General features: G+C 70.3%; 20 protein-coding genes. 12 read left to right on the forward strand and 8 right to left on the reverse strand.

Going from position 1 to position 23221, the window contains the following annotated elements; translation table 11 throughout:
• Positions 1-975 precede the first annotated feature (975 nt).
• Positions 976-2160, reverse strand: a complete 1185-nt coding sequence (locus tag VIP82_RS04430) for a hypothetical protein (RefSeq protein WP_331906071.1) — start codon at positions 2158-2160, stop codon at positions 976-978.
• 891 nt (positions 2161-3051) lie between these two features.
• Between VIP82_RS04430 and VIP82_RS23010 the strand changes: the two genes are divergently transcribed.
• From VIP82_RS23010 to VIP82_RS04460, 6 genes are all read left to right on the forward strand, one after another.
• The gene (locus VIP82_RS23010) at positions 3052-3555 is read left to right on the forward strand and encodes a hypothetical protein (RefSeq protein WP_414684610.1); all 504 of its coding nucleotides are present in this window, start codon (positions 3052-3054) and stop codon (positions 3553-3555) included.
• Positions 3556-3619: 64 nt separating this feature from the next.
• The gene (locus tag VIP82_RS04440; protein WP_331906072.1) at positions 3620-3778 is read left to right on the forward strand and encodes a hypothetical protein; all 159 of its coding nucleotides are present in this window, start codon (positions 3620-3622) and stop codon (positions 3776-3778) included.
• A 154-nt stretch (positions 3779-3932) separates the two neighbouring features.
• Positions 3933-4625, forward strand: coding sequence for a hypothetical protein (locus VIP82_RS04445; RefSeq protein ID WP_331906073.1), 693 nt, complete (start codon positions 3933-3935; stop codon positions 4623-4625).
• Between the two features lie 14 nt (positions 4626-4639).
• Positions 4640-5686: an acyltransferase family protein gene (locus VIP82_RS04450; RefSeq protein ID WP_331906074.1), complete on the forward strand. Its 1047-nt coding sequence runs from the start codon at positions 4640-4642 to the stop codon at positions 5684-5686.
• Positions 5683-6960, forward strand: coding sequence for a hypothetical protein (locus VIP82_RS04455; RefSeq protein ID WP_331906075.1), 1278 nt, complete (start codon positions 5683-5685; stop codon positions 6958-6960). Before VIP82_RS04450 ends, VIP82_RS04455 begins: the two co-directional genes overlap by 4 nt.
• Positions 6957-8531, forward strand: a complete 1575-nt coding sequence (locus VIP82_RS04460; protein ID WP_331906076.1) for a lipopolysaccharide biosynthesis protein — start codon at positions 6957-6959, stop codon at positions 8529-8531. The genes VIP82_RS04455 and VIP82_RS04460 overlap by 4 nt, the downstream gene beginning before the upstream one ends.
• A gap of 416 nt (positions 8532-8947) precedes the next feature.
• Here the strand turns inward: VIP82_RS04460 and VIP82_RS04465 are convergent, their stop codons facing one another.
• From VIP82_RS04465 to VIP82_RS04490, 6 genes are all read right to left on the reverse strand, one after another.
• Entirely contained in the window at positions 8948-9244 is a 297-nt protein-coding gene (locus VIP82_RS04465; protein WP_331906077.1) for a GIY-YIG nuclease family protein, read from the reverse strand.
• A 530-nt stretch (positions 9245-9774) separates the two neighbouring features.
• Positions 9775-11457, reverse strand: a complete 1683-nt coding sequence (locus VIP82_RS04470) for a S8 family serine peptidase (RefSeq protein ID WP_331906078.1) — start codon at positions 11455-11457, stop codon at positions 9775-9777.
• A gap of 43 nt (positions 11458-11500) precedes the next feature.
• Positions 11501-12064, reverse strand: coding sequence for an acyltransferase (locus VIP82_RS04475; protein ID WP_331906079.1), 564 nt, complete (start codon positions 12062-12064; stop codon positions 11501-11503).
• Positions 12064-13443, reverse strand: coding sequence for a wax ester/triacylglycerol synthase domain-containing protein (locus VIP82_RS04480; RefSeq protein WP_331906080.1), 1380 nt, complete (start codon positions 13441-13443; stop codon positions 12064-12066). Before VIP82_RS04480 ends, VIP82_RS04475 begins: the two co-directional genes overlap by 1 nt.
• Positions 13440-14372: a glycosyltransferase family 2 protein gene (locus VIP82_RS04485; RefSeq protein ID WP_331906081.1), complete on the reverse strand. Its 933-nt coding sequence runs from the start codon at positions 14370-14372 to the stop codon at positions 13440-13442. The genes VIP82_RS04480 and VIP82_RS04485 overlap by 4 nt, the downstream gene beginning before the upstream one ends.
• On the reverse strand, positions 14359-15681 hold the full coding sequence (locus VIP82_RS04490; RefSeq protein WP_331906082.1) for a glycosyltransferase family 4 protein: 1323 nt from the start codon (positions 15679-15681) through the stop codon (positions 14359-14361). The genes VIP82_RS04485 and VIP82_RS04490 overlap by 14 nt, the downstream gene beginning before the upstream one ends.
• 150 nt (positions 15682-15831) lie before the next feature.
• Between VIP82_RS04490 and VIP82_RS04495 the strand changes: the two genes are divergently transcribed.
• The 6 genes from VIP82_RS04495 to VIP82_RS04520 are packed head-to-tail and all read left to right on the forward strand — an operon-like array spanning position 15832 to position 21997.
• The gene (locus VIP82_RS04495) at positions 15832-16725 is read left to right on the forward strand and encodes a hypothetical protein (protein ID WP_331906083.1); all 894 of its coding nucleotides are present in this window, start codon (positions 15832-15834) and stop codon (positions 16723-16725) included.
• 30 nt (positions 16726-16755) lie between these two features.
• Positions 16756-18330: an O-antigen ligase family protein gene (locus tag VIP82_RS04500; RefSeq protein ID WP_331906084.1), complete on the forward strand. Its 1575-nt coding sequence runs from the start codon at positions 16756-16758 to the stop codon at positions 18328-18330.
• Positions 18327-19184, forward strand: a complete 858-nt coding sequence (locus VIP82_RS04505) for a glycosyltransferase family 2 protein (protein ID WP_331906085.1) — start codon at positions 18327-18329, stop codon at positions 19182-19184. The genes VIP82_RS04500 and VIP82_RS04505 overlap by 4 nt, the downstream gene beginning before the upstream one ends.
• Entirely contained in the window at positions 19181-20044 is an 864-nt protein-coding gene (locus VIP82_RS04510; protein WP_331906086.1) for an SGNH/GDSL hydrolase family protein, read from the forward strand. The genes VIP82_RS04505 and VIP82_RS04510 overlap by 4 nt, the downstream gene beginning before the upstream one ends.
• Positions 20041-20985 (forward strand): glycosyltransferase, encoded by a 945-nt coding sequence (locus VIP82_RS04515; protein ID WP_331906087.1) that lies wholly within the window; start codon positions 20041-20043, stop codon positions 20983-20985. Before VIP82_RS04510 ends, VIP82_RS04515 begins: the two co-directional genes overlap by 4 nt.
• A gap of 40 nt (positions 20986-21025) precedes the next feature.
• On the forward strand, positions 21026-21997 hold the full coding sequence (locus tag VIP82_RS04520; protein WP_331906088.1) for a glycosyltransferase family 2 protein: 972 nt from the start codon (positions 21026-21028) through the stop codon (positions 21995-21997).
• Between the two features lie 14 nt (positions 21998-22011).
• Here the strand turns inward: VIP82_RS04520 and VIP82_RS04525 are convergent, their stop codons facing one another.
• Positions 22012-23202, reverse strand: coding sequence for a glycosyltransferase (locus tag VIP82_RS04525; RefSeq protein ID WP_331906089.1), 1191 nt, complete (start codon positions 23200-23202; stop codon positions 22012-22014).
• Positions 23203-23221 lie beyond the last annotated feature (19 nt).

The following is a 23221-nucleotide window of genomic DNA, read 5'->3' on the forward strand; positions in this document are numbered from 1 at the left end:
GTGTTTCTAACGCGTAACCGAGCTTGTCCCCCCTTCGGAGGACACGCAGAGATCAGCCAATGATGTCGCGCGGCGGGTTGTCGTCGATGACGACGCGCATTCGGTCGATGATCCCCAGATGCTGGTCAAGGACACTAGCGAGCGTCGCGGCGTGCTCGATCTGGATCAGGGTTTACGCGGGCGTCAGTTCCCAAGCCGCTTGCGCCTGCATGACAGTTTCGTGTGTGGCTCGGAGGTGAGCTTCTAGGGCGTCGAGGTCATCCCGGGTCGGTTCGAGCTTGAACGTGAGCAGGATCGCGTTACCATCGCTGCCGTCTGTCCCAGCGAGTCCATCGATCATCGCTTCCTGTAGCTCCCACGAGTCCGCCATGCGACGCATGCCATCGGTCTGGTGCCCACCATAAGAACGCAGTACCCCTGAACCTCGGCTCGTGTCTTCGGAAGCGGGCCGGGAGGCAACAACATCACCATCGGGGAGGCCCCTGCCGTCCTCGCGCACGTCCTCGACGGCATCGGCTGCTCGCTCGCGAGCGCCTACGATATCCAGACGATCGCGTCGTCCGGATCCACAGATTGGATGTGGTCCGATCTCGATGTCGGACCTGACCGGCGCCTTGCTGGTCGTCGGCAACAACGACCCCATCGACCACCGGTCATGCGACTTCGGAGCGGTCGGCGTTCCAATCCGATCCGTGTGTCTCTCCGGGCCGTTCGCGCCCCGGCCGATCCGGACTTTGACGATGTCGCCACGTCGGGCGCCGAACATCACCAGCGTCCTCGGGGCAGTATCCCGGACGTCGCATCATCATCCGGTTCGTCGCGGCAACCCCGGGCACCGTGACGCACTCGACGTCGCTACGACTGGACGGCAATGTGGACTGGACACCGCGCCAGCACGCGACACCCACCCTTACCAGGCATGGCACCAACTGGTACGAGAGGGGCGCAAGGCGGATGCTCTGAGCCCGCCTCTGATCAAGCCCTGGCCCTCGCCCGCACCGATCCTCTCGCACGGTGCGGGCGGGGCGTCTTCTCCTCCAGCACCGCCCCGGTCGTCATGATCGCCAGCAGGATCGGCAACGCCACGTACGGGTTGTTCAGTCCGCTCACCGAGAAGCTGTTCGTGATCGCGATGAGCAGCATGGACGCTGCGATGGCGAATTGCACCTTGGCCCGGCGCATCATCAGCCACGTCACGCCGAACGCGATCAGCAGACCGACGATCCCGGCGTCGTAGACCACACGCATTAGGAAGGCGTGGAGAATCACCGCGTAGCAGGAACCGTCACCCTCGCTTGAGAACAGCAACTGATAGTAGGAGAGCTGGAAGCACGCGCCACCGCTGAGCGGGGTTATGGGCACGGTCCCGAATAGCCATGTGAATGCATCCCAGTTCGCGGTCTCAGCGAAGAAGATGTCCGCAAATCGCTGACGGTCGACGCTGCGCCCGGTGACGGTGCGCTGCTCGAAGACCAAGACGGCCGCGAAGACCACCACTGGGAGTGCAAGTGCCATGAGGTACTTCAGGAACAGGTTGGCCCGCTTCGCCTGAGACACAGCGAACAGCGCCAGGACGACGAACGCGATCGCACCACTGCGGGAGCCGGCGAGCATCGCGATTGCCCCCATGAGAACCACCGCCCACAGCTTCCACCTCCCGAGGAACCGGTAGAGCACGACGACGAGGCCGCAGAACAGTGCGATCTCGAAGTTGTTCTCAAGGAGTAGGCCGGGCCGCTCGCCGGGGCCGTAGAGCGCGAACGTGAGCGCGGACTTGAAGAACGCTAGTCCGAGCAGCACCCACATAGTGTTCACGAGCCCGCGCACCGGCCCCCATTCGCGGCCGACCGCGATCGCAAACGCAACGAGGTAGAGAATCCACCGGTACGCCTGAAAGAAGTCCTCAAGCGGTGCGCCAATGTATAGCGCCGGGATAATCCGAGTCAGCAGGTAAGCGGCGAGGAACCCGAGCGTGAACGTCGTCTCGATCCGGCCCCGGGAGAAGCACGCCATGACGAACAGGATCACCCACACGTCGAGCAGGACGGTGGTCGGCAGTGGACCCAACCGGCCGACAAATGGGACGCTGAGAGCGGCGGCGGTGACGAGCATCAAGTAGAGCGCGTTCCGCAACAGTGGGGGAACGACCTGCCGACCCATCAACGCTTCCAGATCGCTGTGACAACCCCAGCCGGGAGCGAGAACGGCAGCAGCGCTGGGACCGTGAAGAGAGCCGCGACAGAGAGCATCGTGCGGACGAGCACCGCTACAAGACGTGCGGGTCCTTCCCGTGCGTCTGGAGTCGGCTCAATCATCGACGCTCAGGCTACCGCACCAGCCGGTTCCGAACGCCACGGCCTCTCCACCATCAGGCCACGATTGTGACTGGTGCTGCCAAGCTCTCCGAGAAGCTCGAGATCCAGCCTGTGTGGGTCACGGGCCACTCGTCGTAGGTGTCGACATCACCGATCGCTGCGGGCGGACGCCGGTAACAAGTGGGGGCTCAAGCGCCTGTTCATAGGCACACTACGAAAGTTCATCGACACCGCGCCGTCGACGTTCCAGGGCAACACGCAGAACAGGATCTACGCGAACAACACCGCCACGGTATCGGCGTGGGCCTCCTGAGAGTTCACGGAGACGTGAGTGGCACTAGGACCCGTGAGAGGCGTCCTGGCAACCACACGGCAACGGGCCGGCCGCCGAGTAATCCTCGATCAGCACAGGACACTCGGCGGCGCGGGGACGCATCCGAAGTACAGTGCGCAGTGTCGACGGGCGGCGCGGTGGAACCAGCGCGGGATGTTCGCATGCGGCGCATATGCGAACATCGGTGCTCGTCATTGGCACTGTGTTGAAAAACGCCGAAGGCAGTTCCGCCTCCGGCGACGGTGCACCGTCGATCATCTGTAGCTCCCCGAAGCCCCGGCCGCTACCGCGTCGATGCGGATGCAGACCAATGGAGAATCTACTCCACCTATCGAACGCAGACAGTTGCGCGATTGGCCGACGCGATCGGACACGACGTGCGCATCGCCCGCCGCTTCCTCGGTGCCGGCATCGGGCGGCGGCTGCCTCCCCAAAGACATCCGCGCCTTCTCCGTCCGCGCCGAAGAACTCCGCCACGGTGAATCCGTCGCGATCCTCCGCGAAGTCGACGCGATCAACCTCCGCCGCCGCGACCGCGCGGTCGGCCTCGTCCTCAATGCGTTCGGCGGCTCGGTCTTCAAGAAGAACGTCACCCTGCTCGGCGCCACCTTCAAGCTCTACAGCGACGACATCCGCCGGCACCCCCAGCTCCAACTATGTCGCCCACGGCGACGAAGCCCTCCGCGAAGCCGACGCAATCGTGCTCTTGGAATCTTCGGGACCGCTCGACTGTCGTCCGCACCGGCAACCGTTGTGTGCGTTGGCACCGCCCATTCCTTCTCACAACAGGGTGCGGCCAAGCCAACAGATTCGGCGAGTGAGTTCGGCGATCAGTTCCGCCGAACCAGGCCAGATCTGATCGGACCCCATACGCGGCACACCCCTCACGGCACCGCGGAACCATAGGCAAGAAGCCTAAGCTTGATGGGCACCCCACCTCGCCCATTCGTCCCGGAGCCTCGCCCCCACCGTGATCCGAGTCATCGTCACCATCACCCTCGCGCTCGTCGCGCTCGCCGCCACCGCGGCCGTCACGCTCTACGCGCTTCTCGTCATCGACTCGCGGGAATCCGTGCGCCACTACTACGGCGACACCGCGGCACCCCAAACTCCTGAACACGGGGCTTAACCGAGACGAAACGCGACAGTAACCCCCCGCCGGGCGGATCGCCGTAGCGTGGCACCTAGATGGGGCACTGCCGCCCGGAGCCGGAAGGGAACGGCCCCGGGCGTTCTCTTTGGGCTTGGGGAGCACAATGTACAGAGGCAGACGAGTCACAATCATGGCGGCCGCGATCACCCTCGGCCTCGGCGGAGGTGCACTCGCCGCCGTCGCGGCATCGGCCGAGAGCAACGCCGTCCTGGGCGAGGCGCGTGTCGTCATCGAATTCACCTCGCCCGACGTGGCCGACATCTCGGTGTACACGCGCAACCTGTCGTCCGTCCCCGCGTGGGGCAGCGCACGCGTCATCGGTCCCGACGGCAACCTGTACACGTGGGGGCCGAGCCGCTACGAGCCGGGCGAGGTGCGCACCTACGACGCGACCGTCACCGGACACACCTGCGCCGACTTCCACGATGCGTCCGCCATCGCCTACGGCTACGCCAGCCCTGACGACGCCGAGCCGTCGTGGACCACCGGACTCGTCACTTACCCGAGCCCGCTGATCACCGTCATCGGCTGCGCCGTCACGCCCACGCCGACCCCGACCCCGACCCCGACCCCCACTCCGACGCCCACGCCCACCCAGACGGCGACGCCGACACCCACCCCGACGGCAACGGCGACGCCGACTCCCACACCGACCCAGACGGCGACGCCTGTGCCGTCGGCAGCCACGACCCCTGCGTCAGCCGCTGCCGACGACGCCCTTGCAGCCACCGGGGCTGCCGTCGGCTGGACCCTCGCCGCCACCATCGCCGCCGCCGCGGCGATCCTCGTCGGAATCACGCTCCGCCGGCGCAGGAGAACCTGAGCGCGTCGAACCTGATGGCAGCGGTCGAGAAGTCGCGCATCGAATGGATGGACGTCCTCCGCGGGACGTCGATCATCCTCGTGGTGTTCAACCACGCCGTGCTCTTCGCGAGCTCCTCCCCTCTCGGCGCACCCGAGGTCGCGTGGGTGCTGAACACGGCATTCTCCCCCGTGCGCATGCCGCTGATGGTGTTCCTCTCGGGACTGCTCGTCAGCGCCTCGCTCGCCCGCGGCCCGCGTGCCTACGTCACCGGCAAGGTGCGCCGCGTGCTGTACCCGTACCTCGTGTGGTCGGTCATCGCGCTCGCGCTGCTGTACACGTTCGGCCTCCGTGAAGGGATCGTCGGCGGCGTCACCGCGCACGTCGTCACCGCCTGGGACCTGCTGCTGCCGCTGTACGACCCGGTCGAGCACCTGTGGTTCCTGTACGACCTGTTCCTCTTCTATATGGTCGCGCTCGTCACACCCCGCGTGCCGCCGCTGTGGATCGCTGCCGGCGCGCTGGTGGCCGCCGCCCTCGTGCCCGACTTCAGCGCCCGGCGCTTCTTCCTCCTGCTGGTGTTCTTCATGATCGGCGTGTGGTTCTCGCAGCACGTCGGCGCCCTCGAGCGCACCCTCGCGCGCCGCTGGGTCGTCTGGGCCTGCGCGGTACTCGCCCTCGCCACCGTCGCCGCCGCGGCCGTGGGCGTCGGTCTGCGGTACACCGCCCTGTCGGCGCCGTTCGCCGCCGGCGGCATCGGCATCGCGATCGTGATCGCGCGCCGCATCGGATCGGCACGGATGCTGCGACCCCTGCGCGCCGTCGGGCGCGACTCGCTGGTGTATTACATCGTGCACTGGTGGCCGACGAGCGCCGGCGTCGCCCTCGGCGCCCTCACCGGCAACGCCTGGCTCGCCCTCGCCGTCGGCTTCGCATTCGGGCTCGGCGCGGGCGTCGTCATGGTGCGACTGCTGCGCGTGCTGCCCGCCCTCGACCTGCTGTTCGCGTGGCCCGCCCGCCGGGTGAGCACCGCTTCGTCCTCCGGATCGCTGTCCACCTCCGACGGAAGGCCCTCACGATGAACACCGACCCGATCAGCCGCCGGTCCTTCGTCCGGCTGCTCGCCGTCGCCGCACCCGCGGCGGCCACCGCCATGTGCGCACCCGCCCAGACCGCGGCGTCGCCGTCGGCGACGGCATCCGTCCCCTCCGCATCTTCCGTTCCGACCGCTGCACCCGCGGCCATCGTGGGCACTGCCCGCCCCGCGGTGATTCGCTCGTTCGGACCCAACGGCACCCACTGGCCCGCCCACACGCCCTGGATCGGCGACGCCGTGACGACGGTCGAGGTCGACTGCACCTGGGCGGCCATCCGCACGGCGCTGCTGGCGGTCACCGCATCGAAGGCTGCCGCGGGTGTGCACATCAAGGTGCGTCCGGGCACCCTTCCCGGCTTGGGCGCGTCGTCGGGATCGAAGGCGGTGCTGCAGGGCCTGGGCAGCGCCCAGTGGAGCAAGAACGTGCTCGTCTCGCCGCGCGACGGCTGGGGCTCGGTCGTCATCACCGAGCCGGCACGCCTGCGCGAGGTCTACGGCGTCACCTTCGCCCGCATCAACGGCGTCGACGTGCTGCTGACCAACTGCACGCGCAGCGCCTGGGCGCAGTCGACCATGTCGGACGGCCTCAGCATGGCCTCGTCGTACGGGGCGACCACACGCGAGTGCGGCGCCTACGAGATCGTCATGAGCAACGCGAAGTCCGACATCTCGGACCCGCTCGGCTACGCCGCCGGCGCCGACTGCGTGCTCATCGACAGCGTGTGGGACGGATGCTACTCGGCACCGGTGTTCCGCCCCACGGGCGCCACCGACCACGTCGACACGATCCAGATGTACGGGTCGGGCTGGTACCGCGGGCTCACCGTGCGCGACACGACCTTCTTCGGCTCGCTCAACTGCGCCCTGCAGATCGGTGGCATGCGCAGCGACGACCCGAACAAGGGCACGCCGTTCCTCGTACTGGACCACAGCATCATCACGTCGCAGGCCACCGCGATCAAGGCCCGCTACCCCACGCCCGCCGATGCCGACACTCCGCAGCTCGCGCAGGCCATCAACGGGATCGGCGAGGACTTCCAGCTGTACGCCAAGGACTCGTACATCTTCGGATCGATGTACCGCAGCAAGTGGGGCGGGGTCTCGAACACGAAGGTCTCGTACGCGGAGGCGACCACCCGCAACCCTGTCGCGTCGGGCCGCTGGACCTACGACAGCTCGATGAACTCGTGGGGTGCCAGCCAGTTCGACGCCCTGGTGCCCACCCCCACCGACGCGTACCTGAAGTCGATCTGGAAATGACCGACCTCGCTCACCGCGCGTCGCGCGGCATCGTCGTGACCATGGGCGGGATGTGGGGCAAGACCCTCATCCAGATGGCCGCGATCGCGCTGCTCGGCCGCCTGTTGAGCCCCGGGGACTTCGGTCTGGTCGCGATGGTCACAGCGATCTCGGGAATCATCGACCTCGTCCGCGACTTCGGCCTCACCGGTGCGATCATCCAGGCGCGCGAGATCTCGGAGCGCGCCTGGCGGAGCCTCTTCTGGCTCGCACTGGGCCTGGGCGTGGTGCTGGGCGGCATCCTCGCGGCGTGCGCGCCACTCATCGCGAACCTCTACGGCGAGCCCCAGCTCGTGCTCATCACGCTGGTGATCGCGCCGAGCCTCATCGTCAACGGGCTCACCATGCCGCTGCAGGCCCGCGCGACCCGCGAGCTGAAGTTCGCGCTGCTGGCCCGCATCGACGTGGTCTCGATGGTGGGCGGCGTCGCGGCAGCGATCACCGCGGGCCTGCTCGGGTGGGGATACTGGGCGCTCATCGTCATGGTCGGCACCGGGCTGGTCGTTCGGCTCGTGATGCTGTGGCTCGCGATGCACCCCCGGCCCGGCTGGCCGCGCATCCACCGCGACGTGCTGCCCCTCGTCACGCGCGGCGGGAGCATCTTCGGCGCCGAGCTGCTCAACTACGTCGAGCGCAACGCCGACACCGTGATCATCGGCCAGCAGCTCGGGCCCGCCGTGCTCGGCCAGTACTCGCGCGCGTATGCGCTCTTCCTCATGCCCCTGCAGCAGCTGAACGGGCCGATCGGGCGGGTCGCCCTGCCCGTGCTCAGCAAGCTGCAGGATGACGGCGACCGTTACCGCCGCTACATCCGCGGCGCGCTCCTCGTGATCGGCTATCTCACGCTGCCCACCTACGCGATCCTCGCGACGGTGTCGGAGCCCCTCTTCGCCATCCTGCTCGGCCCTGGCTGGGAGCAGGCCGCCGTGCTGTTCAGCATCCTCGCCATCGCGGGCATCGCGCAGGGCATCGGCAAGGTGCGCGGCTGGCTGTTCATCACCATGGGCCGCTCGCACCAGCAGCTGCTCTACGACCTCGTCGCGCGGCCGCTCGTGGTCGTCGGATTCTTCGTCGGGATCTGGTGGGGCGGGATCTACGGGCTCGCCCTGACCTACGGCATCCTGTCGGCACTGCTCCTGATCCCCGGCTTCGCGTTCGCCATCCGCGGCACCTTCGTGCGCGGCAGCGACATCGTCTACCCCGTGCTGCGGCCACTGCTGTTCGCGCTGCTCGCCTTCGGCTCGGCGTTCGCCGCGACGCGGGCCGTCGACCTCATCCCGATCTTCGAGATCATCGTCGGGGGCGCCGCGGGCGCGCTCGTGCTGGCGCCCCTGCTGCTGGTCCCCGCCTACCGGCGCGACGTGGCCCAGATCCTGGGCTTCGTGAAGCAGATGCGCAAGCCGAAGGACCGTCCCGAAGCGCCGGAAGCCTCGGCCGAGGCGTACGAGGATGTGCTGCTGGAAGACGCCGCGACTCCCGGCGATGTGCTCGACGCCGAGATCGCGAAGAAGCAGCTCGAGCAGAATCGCTGACGCCGGCCCGGCGTTGCCGCTTCCTCCGGTCTGCGGTCGTTGAGCGAGCGAGGAATGGGCGAGTGGAGACGCGCCTCACGCTTCCGCAGACCGAGGGCGCGTTTCGACTGCGGGCGCCAGAGCGCCCTCCGCTCAACGACCGGGGGCAAGGCGTTTCGACTGCGGGCGCTAGAGCGCCCTCCGCTCAACGACCGGGGAGCAAGGCGTTTCGACTGCGGGCGCCAGAGCGCCCCTCCGCTCAACGACCGGTCACCTTCGCCCGGTCGTTGAGGGAGCGAGGAACGAGCGAGTCGAAACGCGCCTCACCCTCCCGCACGCTCGGCGCGTTTCGACTGCGGGCGCTAGAGCGCCCTCCGCTCAACGACCGGGGGGCGGGGGCGGGGCGTTTCGACTGCGGGCGCCAGAGCGCCCTCCGCTCAACGACCGGGGGGCGGCGGCGAGCCGCGCTTGCTCCAGCCGGTCACAGCGTCGATGCCTCCGGCCATGAACGCCTCGCGCTTTGCGTGGCTCCACCCCTGAATTCGCTTCTCCCAGGCGAAGGCGTCGGCGATGCGCGCGTACTCCCCCGACCACGCGAGCTCCACCGGGAGCCGCCGTCGCGTGTACGCCGACCCCATGCCGGCGTTGTGCGTCTCGAGGCGCCGGGTCAGGTCGACGGTGCTGCCGACGTAGAACGTGCCGTCGGCGCACCGCAGGATGTAGACGTAAGCCATGAGGTCATCCTGCTCGCGGCGCGCGCGCCGTGCGTCGGGGCGGGGTGCTGCGTGGAGAGTGCGCCCGCCGGAGTCCATGTGGAGGAGTCGAGCAGGCCCCGACATCCCGCACGCCCAACGCGTTTCGACTGCGGGCGCCAGAGCGCCCTCCGCTCAACGACCGGTCACCTCCACCCGGTCGTTGAGCGAGCGAGGAACGAGCGAGTCGAAACGCGCCTCACCCCTCCGAACACCGGGAGCGCGTTTCGACTGCGGGCGCCAGAGCGCCCTCCGCTCAACGACCGGGGGGGCGAGGCCCCGGTCGTTGAGCGAGCGAGGAACGAGCGAGTCGAAACGCGCCTCACCTACGAGCGACGCGGACGCGTTTCGACTGCGGGCGCCAGAGCGCCCTCCGCTCAACGACCGGGGGGCGAGGCCCCGGTCGTTGAGCGAGCGAGGAACGAGCGAGTCGAAACGCGCCTCACCTACGAGCGACGCGGACGCGTTTCGACTGCGGGCGCTAGAGCGCCCTCCGCTCAACGACCGGTGTCTTAGTTGAGCAGGGTCAGCGAGATCGTCGGGCTGTACCCGGTGTTACCCGCGGCATCCACCGCCCGCGCATGCACGGGATAGGTCCCGTTCGGGTAGCTGCGCGACGACAGCGAGCCGCTCCACGAGCCGTCGGACTGCTTCGTCAACGTGCCGAGCTTGGTCGCACCCGACCACAGCGTCACCCCGGTGACCGCCACATTGTCGGTGGCGACCACCCGCACCGTGACGGTGCCCGAGACGGTCGACCCTGCCGCGGGCGCGGTGATCGTCGCGTTGGGCGCCTGCGTGTCCGGCGTGGGCGTTGGCGTCGGGGTCGGCGTGGGCGTCGGGGTCGGTGTCGGTGTCGGTGTCGGTGTGGGCGTCGGGGTCGGGGTCGGCGTCGGCGTTGGCGTCGGGGTCGGCGTCGGCGTCGTGCCCGTGGGCACCGTCGACGCCAGCCAGCCGGAGTACCGCCCGGAGATCGGGCTGAGCGGGTCGCCGGCGAAGCGCTTGTCGCGCGTGGTCGCGGCCGCCTGCGCCTGCGCCTCGAGGATCTGGAACACCTCCCGCGGCGTGCGGCCGTCGCACGAGCCCTCGGCGAAGCACGCCAGCACGACGCCCGACATCACCGCCGCCGACATGCTCGTGCCCGACGCGATGTAACCGTACCGGTTGCCCTTCTTCGTCGTGTACGGGCACGTGCCGGGAGCCGCGATCGTGTGCGCGCGATCGGCCGCACTCACCGCCCAGTTGCTCTTCGGGTTGATCGTGTCGTCGACCGGAGCCGACGACTCGGTGCACAGCTTCGCGCCGCGCGAGCCCGGCTTGCCGTCGTAGTCGGCGACGTTCGTGACGGTGATCACCTCGTCGAAGTTGCCCGGCGAGTACTGCGCCAGGTCGCGCGTCGAGTTGCCCGCCGCCGCGACCACGACCACGCCGTCGTCGACAAGCGCGCAGATCGCCTGATGGATGACGTCGCCGTTGGTGTACCCGCAGTTGCCGTCGTCTGCCTGCCCGAACTGCATGCTCATGTTCATCACGGCGATGTCGTAGCGCTCGTGGTTGTCCATCACCCACTCGAGGCCGCACATGAGGGTCGCGAGCGTCCCCTGCATCTTGCTGTCGAGCACGCGCACCGACGTGATGGGCGCGCCCGGCGCGATGCCGACCAGCCCCACGCTGTTGTTGATCGCCGCCGCGGCACCGGCGACACCCGTGCCATGCCCGTTCGCGTCGGTGCCGTCGCCGCTGCCGAAGCAGTTGATCTGGCGGGCGACGTTGAGGTCCGAGTGCACGCTCACACCCGAGTCGATGATGGCGAGCCCGGGGCCGTCCCACGCGCCCGCCGACGTGACGCTCGTCGGCGGCAGATCGGCCTCCACCGTTCCCACCGCCGGCGTCACCGTCTGCGCGGCGCCGGTCACCACCTTGTTCGACGAGATCCCCCGCACCGTCGACGACACCCGCAGCAGCGCGACCTCCTCGGCGGTGAGATATCCCGTGAAGCCCTTCACGACGCTGTCGTAGACGGCGTCGGGCTCTGCCGCGATGCCCGAGAGCGCGGCATCCAGCCCGTCCATCGATCTGAAGCTGACGGTGTACACGCCCGCTGCCTCGCCGGCGGCGAACGATGCCGACGCCACGCCGCCGCCGATGAGCGACGCCACGACGGCGGTCCCCACCGCCAGCCCCGCGAACCGCATCGCCCGTGCCGAGTGCTTCCTCCCGCGCGCCGAAGACCTGGCGCTACTGCTGAGCTTCCCCACTGCTCGTCCCCACTTTCTGGCCGGATGGCCTCTCGCCGATGACGCGCGCCGGAACCCCTCCGACGATCGAGAACGCCGGAACGTCCTTCGTCACCACTGCCCCTGCGGCGACGACGGCGCCTTCGCCGATCGTCACACCCGCCAGCACCACGACGTTCGCGCCGAGCCACGAGCCCGCACCGATCACGACATCGCTCTCGATCTTCGGCTGATCCATGATCGGCACCGGGCCGCGCTCGACGCCGTAGTTCGACGCCGTCACCATCACGTGCGGGGCGAACAGGCACTTCTCGCCGATCTCGATGCGGCCGGTCTGGTTGCCCGCCCAGATCAGGCTGAACTCCCCGATGTGCGTACCGGCGCCGATCGAGATGCGCTCCCCGTTGCGGAACGAGACGTTCGGCGCCATCGACACCCCCGGCCCCATCCGGATCAGCGGCACCTGCCGCACGAACGAGTAGCCGTGGAAGTGCGCCAGGCGCAGGCCGTGCGCCAGCGTGCGCGGGTCGAACACCGACGCGAGCGCGCTCCGGAGCCGGCTCATCACGACACCCCCGCGGTGGGATCCATGCCGGCCGAAGCGCCGTTCGGGGCGCCGTTCGGCGCGCCGGCGGCGACCGGCGCCGGCGCCAGCAGCTCGCGGTAGACCGCCATCAGCGCGGGCAGGTCGACCGACGAGCGCGCGGTGACGCTGACCACGAGCTCGCGACGGTACGAGCACGCCAGGCACGCCACCTCGTCGCGCGGATCGCCCGCCGGCCAGCCGGTCACCGTCTCGACGGGGGCGGTGCCGAAGAACCGGTCGTCGCGCCCCCACGTCACAGAGGTGGCATAGCCCACCCAGTCCTCGGCACCCTCGACCGCCGAGCCGCCGGAATCCACCGCGGCCTGCACCTGAGCACGCACGCTGGGCACGATGTGCTCGAGTGGGGCGGATGCCGCCACCACCACCTTGACGACGCTGATGTCGTTGCGCACCACGCCGTCGCCCGCTCCGCGCCGCGAGATCGGCACGAGGATCGACAGAGTCTCGGCGTCGGGTCGCTGGCGCGCCATCGCGACGAGTGTCGCCGCCGTGACCAGGTCGTTCACCGTGCCGCCGAGCTTGTACGCGCGGCGGGTGGCCGCCGCGAGGTCGACCGCCTCGTAGGCGGAGCGGCGTCCTTCGCGCACGTCGGCGAGCAGCCCCGTCCGCGCGATGCGCGCGTTCTTGACCGGGCGCAGCAGGCGCCCGCCCCACCGGCGCAGCCGCATGCGGAACGACTTGCGCCAGTACGCCCGCCACGCCTGCCGCACACCGGGGTGCCGCGAGCGCCACTGCGCGAACGCGAGCGCGAGCACCTCGACGCCGTTGCGAGGCGGGATGCCGAGTTCGAGGTACTGCTGCTCCCCCGGCTCGGGCGGCTCGGCCATCGCCGCGGTGCCGGCGATCACATCACCGATCCGCAGACCGTACATCGCATCGCCGACCACATGGTGGTAGCGCATGACGATCGCCACGCGCCCGGAGTCCAGCTCGACGAACTCGAAGTCCCACAGCGGGCGCGACGGATCCATGGTCGGGCTCAGCCGCCCCGTGAACCGCTCCACGCGGGCCGGGTCGTCGGGCTCGACGCGGTCGGCGAACCGCACGTGATAGTCGAGGTCGAGACTCGTCACCGGCACCCACGCCGGCGTCGTGAGACGCAGCGGGGTCGGCACCAGGCGCTGCCGCATCGCCGGCGCGAACCAGCTCAGCCGCTCGGCCCGCCGGCGGATCGCGGCGCGGTCCAGTGCGCCGTCGGGTCCGCGCAGCGGAGCGCCGTCGACGATCATCGTGCCCGCCGCGTGCATCGCCGCGAACGTGACCGCATTCGACACGTACTTCTCGTCGAGCGAGCTGATCAGCTCGGCCCGGCGGGGGAGATCGGTGTGCGCGCTCATGAGTCGTCGCCTCCTCTGCGTGTCGCGACCCCGAGCGAGATCGGGGTCGGCGGGTCGCCGTCGACGAACACGCGCCCGTCGAGCGCGAAGCGCACGGCGATGAAGAAGCCCCCGAGGAATCCGCGGAACAGTGCGAGGTCGGCATCCCGTCGCCGGGGTTCACGCCGATTGCGCACCGCGCGCGACAGCGTGCGCTTGGTCGCCACGGCGAACAGCCGCACCCCGACGATCGCGCGCAGGCGCACCCACTTCGCCGTGAGCGCTCCGAGCCCCAGCCCGTACCCGTGGTGCAGCACGGTGTAGGCGTCGTCCGCGCGGGTGTGCACGTGGTGCACGACGCAGGAGGGGTCGTAGACGATGTGCGCGCCGTCATCGAGGATGCGGCAGAACATGTCGAGGTCCTCCGCGCCGGCGAGCCGGCGCCCCGCGCCCAGCACGGGATCGAAGCCACCCAGCGCGACGAGCCGCTCGCGCCGGAACGCCATGATCGCGCCGTGTCCGGCGTCGATGCCCTCGATCGTGCGGGTGAAGCGCCGGGGCGGCGGAGACGGCTGCGTGCCGACGAGCGTGTGGTCCAGCATCCGTCCCGTCACCGCTCCGACGACGGGTGCCTCGAAGCCCTCGAGGATCGGTGCCATCCAGCCGTCGACGGCGGCGCAGTCGTCGTCGGTGAACACGATGATCGGGCGCCGGCTCGTCGCGAGCGCCAGGTTGCGGGCGATCGACAGCCCCTTGATGTCGCTGCGCACGTAGTCGACGCCCGCCGCCTCCGCCACGCTCCAGGTCGCGGCCGTCGTCGACGCCGAATCGACGACGAGGATCTGCACTCCCGGCGGAGTGACCGCCGTGAACGAGGCGAGCGCCGCTGTCAGCATCTCGGGCCGTTCGCGCGTGCAGATCGCCAGGGTCACATCTTCAGGCCGCGGCATGCGACGACCTCCCCATCAGGCGCGCTGCCTCGCGGTACGCCGCGAGGGTCGCCTGGATCGCCGCCGCCCAGCTCAGCTCGTCCGCACACGCCATCGCGGCGCGCGACATCCGGGCGAGCATCTCGGGTCGCGCAGCCAGCAGGTCGAGCTGCTCCGTCAGAGTGTCGACGTCGCCGACGCGGTGCGTCAGCCCGGTCACGCCCTCGTCGATCACCGCGCCCGCGGCGGTCGAGACGAGTGGCACGCACCCGGCCACCTGCGCCTCGTAGGTGACGAGGGCGCTGCCCTCCTCCACTGTCGGGAGCAGCAGCACATCCGCCGCAGCCAGCACGCTCATCGGCTCGGGCGTGACGCCGCGCACCTCGACGCTCGGGTGTGCGAGCAGCGGCGCCAGGAACGCCGCGTAGTCATCGTCGAGGAGGCCGTACACGAGGAAGCGACCGCCGGCGGCCGCCCGCGACGCCGTCCACGCCTGCAGCGCGGTATGCAGGCCCTTGCGGGGAGACCCGCGGCCGAGGAACACCGCGGTGAACGGCCTGCCGCCGTCGCGGCGGGCAGGTGGCGCGGCCACCGTGCAGCCGTAGCGGTGCCGCAGCAGCCGGTCGTTCTGGAATCCGCGCTCAAGGAAGGAGCCCGCGACGGCCTCGCTCGGCACCAGCAGCCCGACCGCGGCCGCGTACTCGCTCTCTTCGATCGCCAGTCGTCTCGCGTCGCCGGTATGGCTGCCCCCGCGCGGGGGCTCGAGGCCGAGCGCCGCGTACTCGCGCGCCACGACCTCGTACGCGTGCGCCGTGTGGGTGTTGGGCACTTCGCGTACACCCGGGATGCCGCGCCGCCGCGCGGCTCGCAGCGTGCGGGCCGACGCGAGCGGCCATGCGTGCACGACGTCGTCCGCGCTCCCGTCGAGCAGCCGGCCGACGAGACCCGCGGTGACGGCGTCGTGGATGCGCATCGCGCGGTCGCGGCCGATCGCGCGATGCGGCACGCGCCGGCCGCGCACGGTGAGGGTCGTACGCACGGATGCCGCACCTTCGATCGGCTTCTCGACCGACGCGGCGACGATGTGGACGTCGACTCCGGCGCGCACCAGTTCGTTCGCCTGGTTCCAAGCGGTGAAGCCGATGCCCGGCGCGCCGAGCGCAAACGGGAAGCTGTACAGGACTGCCAGAACGCCACCTCCCCCAGGATGCGGCCGCCTCCATCGGAGCCGTGCCGGGCTCTCGCTGACCACTCTGTGGGAGCCGTCAAGACGGACACAACCCGGGCTGGCGAATGTCGCCCAGTCTTTACACCCGTGCAACAAACGCACAGGGCGCCGTTAACAATGCGGGGCGACTATGGCAGAGCAAGTCTTGTCGCGACACCACATCTGGGACCCGGTGCGCGACGTGGACGGCCCGATGGCGTGCTGGGGGTTCGGACGGTCTACGTCCGGAAGCACACGGAGAGAGGGTGTCTCATGGAGACTCCGAAGTATCTGCAAGTCCTCTGGAACTACAAGTGGGTGCTGGCTTTCGGTGCGCTCGTCGCCGCCGTGGCCGCGTTCTTCGCCGGTTTCGCGATCGTCGAAGGGCAGGTCGTCTCGCGCGCGCAGCAGACGTGGACGGCCGCCACCACGATGCTGCTCACCAGCGAATCCGACCGGCTCTACCAGTCGCAGGTGCCGGGTGTCCCCATCGAGCAGGGGACGTCCGACCCGCAGGTCATCGACATGGCCTCGACCGCGCTCGTGTACGCGTACATCCTGTCGAGCGACATGATCCAGGACACGGTCGAAGCCGAGATCGGTCCGCTCGACCCCGACACCGAGTCGATCACGGCGCTGCGACGCACGACGCAGCCCACCGGAGACGAACGGTTCCCCGGGCGCTACGACCTGCCCGTGCTGGAGGCCGTCGGCACCGCCGCGACCGACGCGCGCGCCGAGGAGATCTCTCGTGCTGCCGCGACCGCCTTCACGGCCTACGTCGTCGCCCAGCAGGACGCGCAGGAGATCGCACCCGAGCTGCGTGTGCTCATCGAGCCGCTCGGCGCGAGCGACGCCGTCGAGGGCGACTCCTCGAACCCGGCGATCCCCGTCGTCGTCACCTTCGTGGGCGTGTTCCTGGCCTTCGTGGTGCTGGTGTTCATCATCGCCGGACTGCGCTCGCGCTCCGCCCGGCGCAAGGCCGCACGCACGAAGGCGGCCGGCGACGCGGCAGAAGAGCCGGCGAGCCGAACGGATGCCGACCCCGGCGTCGCCGCATCCGACTCCACCGGCATCGCGCTCGATGCCGAGGTCGGCGAGCTCGTGGGCGCCGGCCCGCCCTCGCGCCGATCCGGGCGCGCCGTCAACGAGAACGAGACCGCGTAGGCGTCGGTCGCCCGGGTTCGGAGCCACGACATGTCGTCCGGAAGCGCACCGCCCGTCACACCCCCCGACAAGACCGACGCTCCACCTGTCCAGGGCGCGCCCGGCGACGGCGGACGCCCCCGCTGGGGCACCGTCGCCGGGATCGCGGTCCTGTTCGCCGCGATCGTGATCGCCGGGGTGATCCTGCTCCCGCCCATCGCGGTGGGCGCCGCCCTCCTCGGCATCGCGCTCATCGTGCTGCTGCGCCGCATCCTCTTCACGTGGCCGGCGCTGCTGTTCCTGCTCGCGGCGACCATCATGTTCATCCCGGCCCGCCGCTACGCGCTGCCGATCCCCCTGCCGTTCGCGCTCGAGGCCTACCGCCTCATGATCTTCGTCGCGATCGCCGCGCTCGGGCTCGCGTTCCTGTTCGACCGATCACGGCGCTGGCGCCCCGTCGCCTTCGGCTGGCCCATCGGCATCTTCCTCGCGACCCTGCTGGTGTCGTTCATCGCGAACGGCACGCGGCTGGTGAACGAGGGGCTGGCCACGACCGCGCTGTCGGGCTTCTTCCAGCTCGGCGTCCTGCTGTCGGTGTTCTTCTCGGTGCGCCAGCTGCTGACCAGCGAGCGCATGGTGATGGGCTTCCTCATGGTGCTCACGTGGATGGCCGTGATCGTGGCCTTCCTCGCAGTCTTCGAGCGCGTTGCCCGCACCAATGTCTTCCTGATGCTCGCGAACTTCCTGCCGCTGGTGGTGCTCCGTGACGACGGCGGCGACGCCACGCGGGCAGGGGTGAATCGCGCGTACGGTTCGGCGCAGCATCCGATCGCCCTGGCGGTCATGCTGTGCATGTTCCTGCCGATCCTCATCTACCTGGCCAAGTACGCCATCTGGCCGCGCAACGTGTGGAACCGGCGCATCGCCTACGGGATCGGCACCGTCCTCGTGTTCGGCGGCATCATCGCCGCCATCTCGCGCACCGCCGTCGTGGTGATGGGCGTGATGTTCCTGCTCACCCTGGTGCTGCGACCCAAGGTCGCGCTGCTGCTGGCGGCGTTCGCGGTGCCGGCGCTGCTGCTCGCGATGTTCCTCGTGCCGGCCCAGGTCGAGTCCATGCTGCTGTCGTTCCTCGACGTCGACACGCTCATCGCGTCGCAGTACACATCGGCGGGGATGACGGGCGCAGGGCGTCTCGCCGACCTGGAACCCGCCTTCGTCGAAGTGCGCCAGTACCCCTTCTTCGGGCAGGGCTTCGGCAGTCGCATCGTCGTCGGCGACGACGCGAACTCGTTCATCCTCGACAACCAGGTGCTCAGCGTCCTGATGGAAGGCGGCGCCCTCGGCGTGATCGGCTACGCGGTGTTCATGCTCGCGCCGGTCGTCATGCTCCTCGTCTACGCGCTGCGCTGGGCGGCCGAGCCGCGGCACGCGCTGCTCGCCTTCGCCCTCGCGGTCTCGATCGCCGGCTACAGCGCGGCGCTGTTCTTCTTCGACGCGTTCGGCTTCTTCCAGTCGTTCCTCGTGCACATGATGCTGCTCGCGGTCGCCGCGTGGGTCGTCACCGAGGGATCGCGCACGTCCGCGGCGCCGAAGCCGGCATGGACCCCGGAGGCCGGCCGATGACCGCGCGCCTGAGCATCGTCATCCCCGCGCACGACGAGGGCGCGGTGATCGACCGCATCCTCGGCGTGCTGTGCGCGTGGGAGCGGCGGGACGAGTTCGAGATCGTCGTCGCGGCGAACGGATGCACCGACGACACCGCCGCCCGTGCACGCGCTTACGACGGCGTCCAGGTCGTCGAAACGCCGGAGGCCTCGAAGATCGGGGCGCTGCAGGCCGGTGACGACGCCGCGTCCGTCTTCCCCCGCGCTTACGTCGACGCCGACGTGCGGATCGGCCCCGACGCCCTGCTGGCACTCGCCGACGCCCTCGACGCGCCCGGCATCGAGGTCGCATCTCCTCGCCTGCACGTCGACACCTCCGAAGCGTCGTGGCTCGTGCGTCAGCATTACCGCATCTGGGAACTCAGCGACTACCGTCGCAGCGACCACATCGGCTCGGGGGTGTACGCGCTGACACGAGCCGGCCGCGCCAGGTTCGACGCCTGGCCCGACGTCCTCGCCGACGACCGGTTCGTGCAGCAGCTCTTCGCCCCCGGCGAGCGGGCGATGCTGACGGACCACTCGTTCAGCGTGCGCTCGGCGGCCGACATGGGCGCGCACCTGCGCCGCTCCGTCCGCATCGCCCGTGGCAACCGCGAGCTGCCCGACCGGCTGCAGCACCAGGATGCCGCACGACCGTCAGCGGCATCCCGCGGCGGGCTTGCACGACGGGTCGCGGCACGGCCGGGCCTCTGGGTGCCCTTCGCCGTGTACTGCGTGAGCTGGACGCTGCCCAACGTGCTCGCCCGTCGCGACATCGCCCGCGCGCGCACAAGGACCTGGAACCGAGACGAGACGAGCCGGGTGATGGCATGAGAAGACCAGCCGCGACGACCGCCGCGATCGCACTCCTCCTGGCGGTGCTCACCGCCTGCGCGGGGGCACCCGCACCCGAGCCGGTCGACCTCGACGAGCTCGAGTCGAGTCCCACGCTCTCGCAGGTCGCCACGATCGGCGCGCTGGGAGACTCGATGACCCTGGGCGTGAACGCCTGCGCCGAGCCCGGACGCTGCACCGCCGCGAGCTGGGCCACCGGCGACGAACCCGCCGTCGGCTCCGTCGCCATGCGCATCGGCGCAGCCAACGGCAGCGTTCCCGACACCGTCAACGCCGCGAAGGACGGCGGCACCGTTGCGGACGCGGTCGCGCGCGTCGACGAGGTGATCGCGGCCGGGCCCGAACTCGTGCTGGTGCTGCTGGGCGGCAACGACGTCTGCGCCGCCGACGTCGACGGCATGACGAGCGTCGACGACTTCCGGGCGTCGTACACAGCCCTGCTCGCCGCACTGAGCGAGGGCCTGCCCGACGCGCGCGTGCTCGCGCTGTCGATACCCGACCTCCACCGGCTGTGGGAGGTCGGCCGCGACGACGAGGGGACCCGTCAGATCTGGGACAGCAGTCCGTCCTGCAGCAACCTGCTCGGCGACGCCGCCGCGACCGACGCGGCCGCCACCGAGCGGCGCGAGGCCGTCGCCGCGCGCACCGACGAGCTCAATGCCGTCATCGCCGAGGTGTGCGCTGCCGACAGCGCCTGCGTCTCGGACGGCGGCGCCGTGTTCGCCTATGAGTTCTCGCCCGCCGAGATCTCGGCGATCGACCACTTCCACCCCTCGGTGGCGGGCCAGCAGGTGATCGCCGAGATCGCGTGGAACACCCTCGTCGAGGCCGCATCATGACCACGCTTCTCGTTGCGATCTCAGGCGGCCACCTCACGCAGCTGACCATGCTCGCCCCCCGCGTCGCCGACGGTGACGACGTCGTCTGGCTCACCGACGACACCGCGCAGAGCCGGTCGCTGCTGGAGGGCCAGACGGTCTACCACGTGCCCACCCGGCCGCCGCGCGACTACGCCGGCGTCATGCGCGACACCGGGATCGCGCTGCAGGCGATGCGGGATCATCGCGTCGACCGTGTCATCAGCACAGGCGCCCAGATCGCGCTGTCGGCGCTCGTGCCCGCGTCGGCGCGGCGCGTGCCGTTCACCTACATCGAGAGTGCGACGCGCGTCACCGGGATCTCGGCGACGGGCAAGGTGATGGAGCGGGTGCCGTGGGTCGACCGCTACGTGCAGTACCCGCACGCGGTGAACGCCCGGTGGCGGTACGCGCTGTCGGTGTTCGACGGCTTCCACGTCGAACCGGTCGACGACCCCGCGCCGATCCGCCGTGCCGTGGTCACCGTCGGCGGCAACGGCGACTTCGGCTACCGACGGCTCGTGGACGGCGCCCGAGCCGCTCTCGGCGACCTGGACGGCGACGTCGAGACGCTGTGGCAGGTCGGCGCCACGGACGTGTCGGACCTTCCGATCACGGCGGTCTCGTCGCTGCCCTCGAGCGAGCTCGGCGCGGCGCTGCGGCAGGCCGACGTGATCATCGGGCACGCCGGCACCGGCACCGCGCTGGCCGCGCTCGCCGCCGGCAAGGTGCCGGTGCTCGCACCGCGCTCAGTCGAGCACGGCGAGCACGTCGACGCGCACCAGCAGGATCTCGCGCGGTTCCTGGGCGACCGCGGACTCGCCATCGTGTGCGAGCCCACCTCGCTGCGCGCGTCCACCCTCGACACCGCGCGGCGCTGGCGCGCCGTCAGCTCGCAAGACCTCGCCCCCGTGCCGCTCTGAGCACCGGCATCCGCCGCGACAGCCGTTTGGAGAACCGCCCGTGCAGACCCCGGCCCCCGACGTCACCGTCGTCATCGTGAACTACGAGACCCGAGCCGACACCGTCGCGTGCGTCGGCTCGGTGCTCTCGCACCTCGGCGGTGTCGACGCGCAGGTGGTCGTGGTCGACAACGGGTCGAGCGACGGCAGTGCGGCCGCGCTGCGGGCCGCGCACCCGGGCATCGACGTGGTCGAGGCCGGCGAGAACCTCGGGTTCGCCCGCGCGGTCAACCGCGGAGCCGCCCTCGCTCGCGGGGAGTTCGTGCTGCTGCTCAATCCCGACGCGCTCATGCTCGAGCACTCGCTCCCCCGCCTGATCGGCTTCGCGCGCGAGAATCCGCAGTACCGCATCGTCGGCGGGCGCACGCTGCGCGCCGACCTCACGCTCGAGCCCTCCTCGTGCTGGGGCGCCCCCACGCTCTGGTCGCTCAGCATGTACGCGACGATGCTGTCGACCGTCTTCCGGCGCTCCCGCCTGTTCGACCCCGAGTCGCTGGGCACGTGGCCGCGCGACACGATCCGCGAGGTCCCGATCATCACCGGGTGCCTGCTGCTCATCCGCCGCGACGACTTCGTCGCGCTGGGCGGCATGGACGAGGACTTCTTCCTCTACGGCGAGGACGCCGAGTTCAGCATGCGGGCCGCTGCGCGGGGCATGGCGCGGGTCGTCTATCCGCCGGCGGCGATCATCCACACCGTGGGTGGGTCGTCGGCAGGCAGCTCGAAGGGCTCGATGGTGCTCGCCGGCAAGGTCACGTACCTCGAGAAGACCTGGCCGCCGCGACGCGCGGCCGTCGGTGTGCTGCTGCTCAAGACCGGTGTCGCGGTGCGCGCCGCGCTCGAGACCGTGACACGCCGGGCGAACCGGCCGTGGACGACCGTCTGGCGGCGGCGCGCCGACTGGGCACCGGGCTACCCCCACGCCGAGGCGGCGCTGTTCGGCCGGCCGCTCCCCGAGCCCGCCGCCGCCTGAACCGACCCGGCGCGCTAAGCCGACGCCCGCATCGCGGCGGATCGCTCGGAGGCCGACGCGGCCTCCGGCTCCGAGGCTGCGGCATCCGTCGCACCCTCGCCCAGCACCCACGTCCGCACCTCGGCGACGAAGCGCGAGATGTCGAACTCCGCGGCGCGTTCCCGCGCGGCGGCCGGGTCGATGCGGTCCAGGCCCGCGACCGCCGCGGCGAGCTCGACGGGGTCGTCGGGGTCCACCGTGAAGCCGGTGACGCCGTCGATCACCGACTCGGCGGCGCCGCCCACGCGATTCACGATGACGGGGCATCCTGCCGCCATCGCCTCGACGGGGATGATGCCGAAGTCCTCGACCGGCGGGAACACGAAGGCGAGCGCGCGCTGGAACAGCGCCCGCATGAGCGCGTCCGACACGAACCCCAGCATGTGCACGGGCACCGACGCCGACGCGGCGAGCGCCTTCAGGTGGTCGCGTGCGGGCCCGGTGCCCGCCACGACCACCGGCACACCCAGCCGATCGCCCATCCGGATCACCGCGTCGTGGCGCTTGTACGGCACCAGTCGCGACGCCGCCATGAGGTAACCGCGCTCGGGGAGCGCCTCGAGCACCGCCTGCTCCTCGCCGGTGAGCGCCTCGGCCCAGTCGCCGCCCTCGATGATCTCGCGTGCCTTCACCGGCGGGTGGATCACCCGCGCGTCGCGCTCCCACGCGCGGAGGATCCGTCGGCGCACGAACTCGCTGTTCGCCGCCAGATCGCCGGCGTGCGCCGCCGCTGCGCGGTCCACGCGCTTGAGCACGCTGCGCGCGGCGGCGAGCGCCGCGGAGCTTCCGCGCCCGTCGAGTTCGGGCTCCCACAGATAGCGCGCGGGCGAGTGCACGTACGAGAACTTGGGCACACCGTCACGCCGCGTGCCGAAGTCGCAGTGGTGGGCGAAGACGTAACTGCTCGTGAGCACCCAGTCCGGCAGCGAGCCCACCGTCGCCGCCCGCCACGTCGCCGGCATGAGGGGCAGCCCCATCGCCTTGTGGCGGCGCAGCGGCGTGCGCGCCATCCACGACTCGTGGACCGTGCTGCGGGGGAACCGCTCGCCGTCATCACTCCACAGCGCGAACATCCGTGAGTCGGGCAGCGCCAGCCGGAAGGCGTCCAGCACCTGTTCGGCGCCGCCCGAGCGTTCTATCCACTCCTGGACGATGAGACCTGACATGATTCCTACGACCTCTCGG

It is taken from the genome of Microbacterium sp. (assembly GCF_036566905.1).
Lineage (GTDB): Bacteria > Actinomycetota > Actinomycetes > Actinomycetales > Microbacteriaceae > Microbacterium.

Bases quoted from the DNA above. Each gene is read 5' to 3' on its own strand.
- VIP82_RS04430 (WP_331906071.1), bottom strand. From the start codon at position 2,160: ATGGGTCGGCAGGTCGTTCCCCCACTGTTGCGGAACGCGCTCTACTTG.
- VIP82_RS04445 (WP_331906073.1), top strand. From the start codon at position 3,933: ATGGCGGCCGCGATCACCCTCGGCCTCGGCGGAGGTGCACTCGCCGCC.
- VIP82_RS04450 (WP_331906074.1), top strand. From the start codon at position 4,640: ATGGCAGCGGTCGAGAAGTCGCGCATCGAATGGATGGACGTCCTCCGC.
- VIP82_RS04455 (WP_331906075.1), top strand. From the start codon at position 5,683: ATGAACACCGACCCGATCAGCCGCCGGTCCTTCGTCCGGCTGCTCGCC.
- VIP82_RS04460 (WP_331906076.1), top strand. From the start codon at position 6,957: ATGACCGACCTCGCTCACCGCGCGTCGCGCGGCATCGTCGTGACCATG.
- VIP82_RS04465 (WP_331906077.1), bottom strand. From the start codon at position 9,244: ATGGCTTACGTCTACATCCTGCGGTGCGCCGACGGCACGTTCTACGTC.
- VIP82_RS04470 (WP_331906078.1), bottom strand. From the start codon at position 11,457: ATGCGGTTCGCGGGGCTGGCGGTGGGGACCGCCGTCGTGGCGTCGCTC.
- VIP82_RS04475 (WP_331906079.1), bottom strand. From the start codon at position 12,064: ATGAGCCGGCTCCGGAGCGCGCTCGCGTCGGTGTTCGACCCGCGCACG.
- VIP82_RS04480 (WP_331906080.1), bottom strand. From the start codon at position 13,443: ATGAGCGCGCACACCGATCTCCCCCGCCGGGCCGAGCTGATCAGCTCG.
- VIP82_RS04485 (WP_331906081.1), bottom strand. From the start codon at position 14,372: ATGCCGCGGCCTGAAGATGTGACCCTGGCGATCTGCACGCGCGAACGG.
- VIP82_RS04495 (WP_331906083.1), top strand. From the start codon at position 15,832: ATGGAGACTCCGAAGTATCTGCAAGTCCTCTGGAACTACAAGTGGGTG.
- VIP82_RS04500 (WP_331906084.1), top strand. From the start codon at position 16,756: ATGTCGTCCGGAAGCGCACCGCCCGTCACACCCCCCGACAAGACCGAC.
- VIP82_RS04505 (WP_331906085.1), top strand. From the start codon at position 18,327: ATGACCGCGCGCCTGAGCATCGTCATCCCCGCGCACGACGAGGGCGCG.
- VIP82_RS04510 (WP_331906086.1), top strand. From the start codon at position 19,181: ATGAGAAGACCAGCCGCGACGACCGCCGCGATCGCACTCCTCCTGGCG.
- VIP82_RS04515 (WP_331906087.1), top strand. From the start codon at position 20,041: ATGACCACGCTTCTCGTTGCGATCTCAGGCGGCCACCTCACGCAGCTG.
- VIP82_RS04525 (WP_331906089.1), bottom strand. From the start codon at position 23,202: ATGTCAGGTCTCATCGTCCAGGAGTGGATAGAACGCTCGGGCGGCGCC.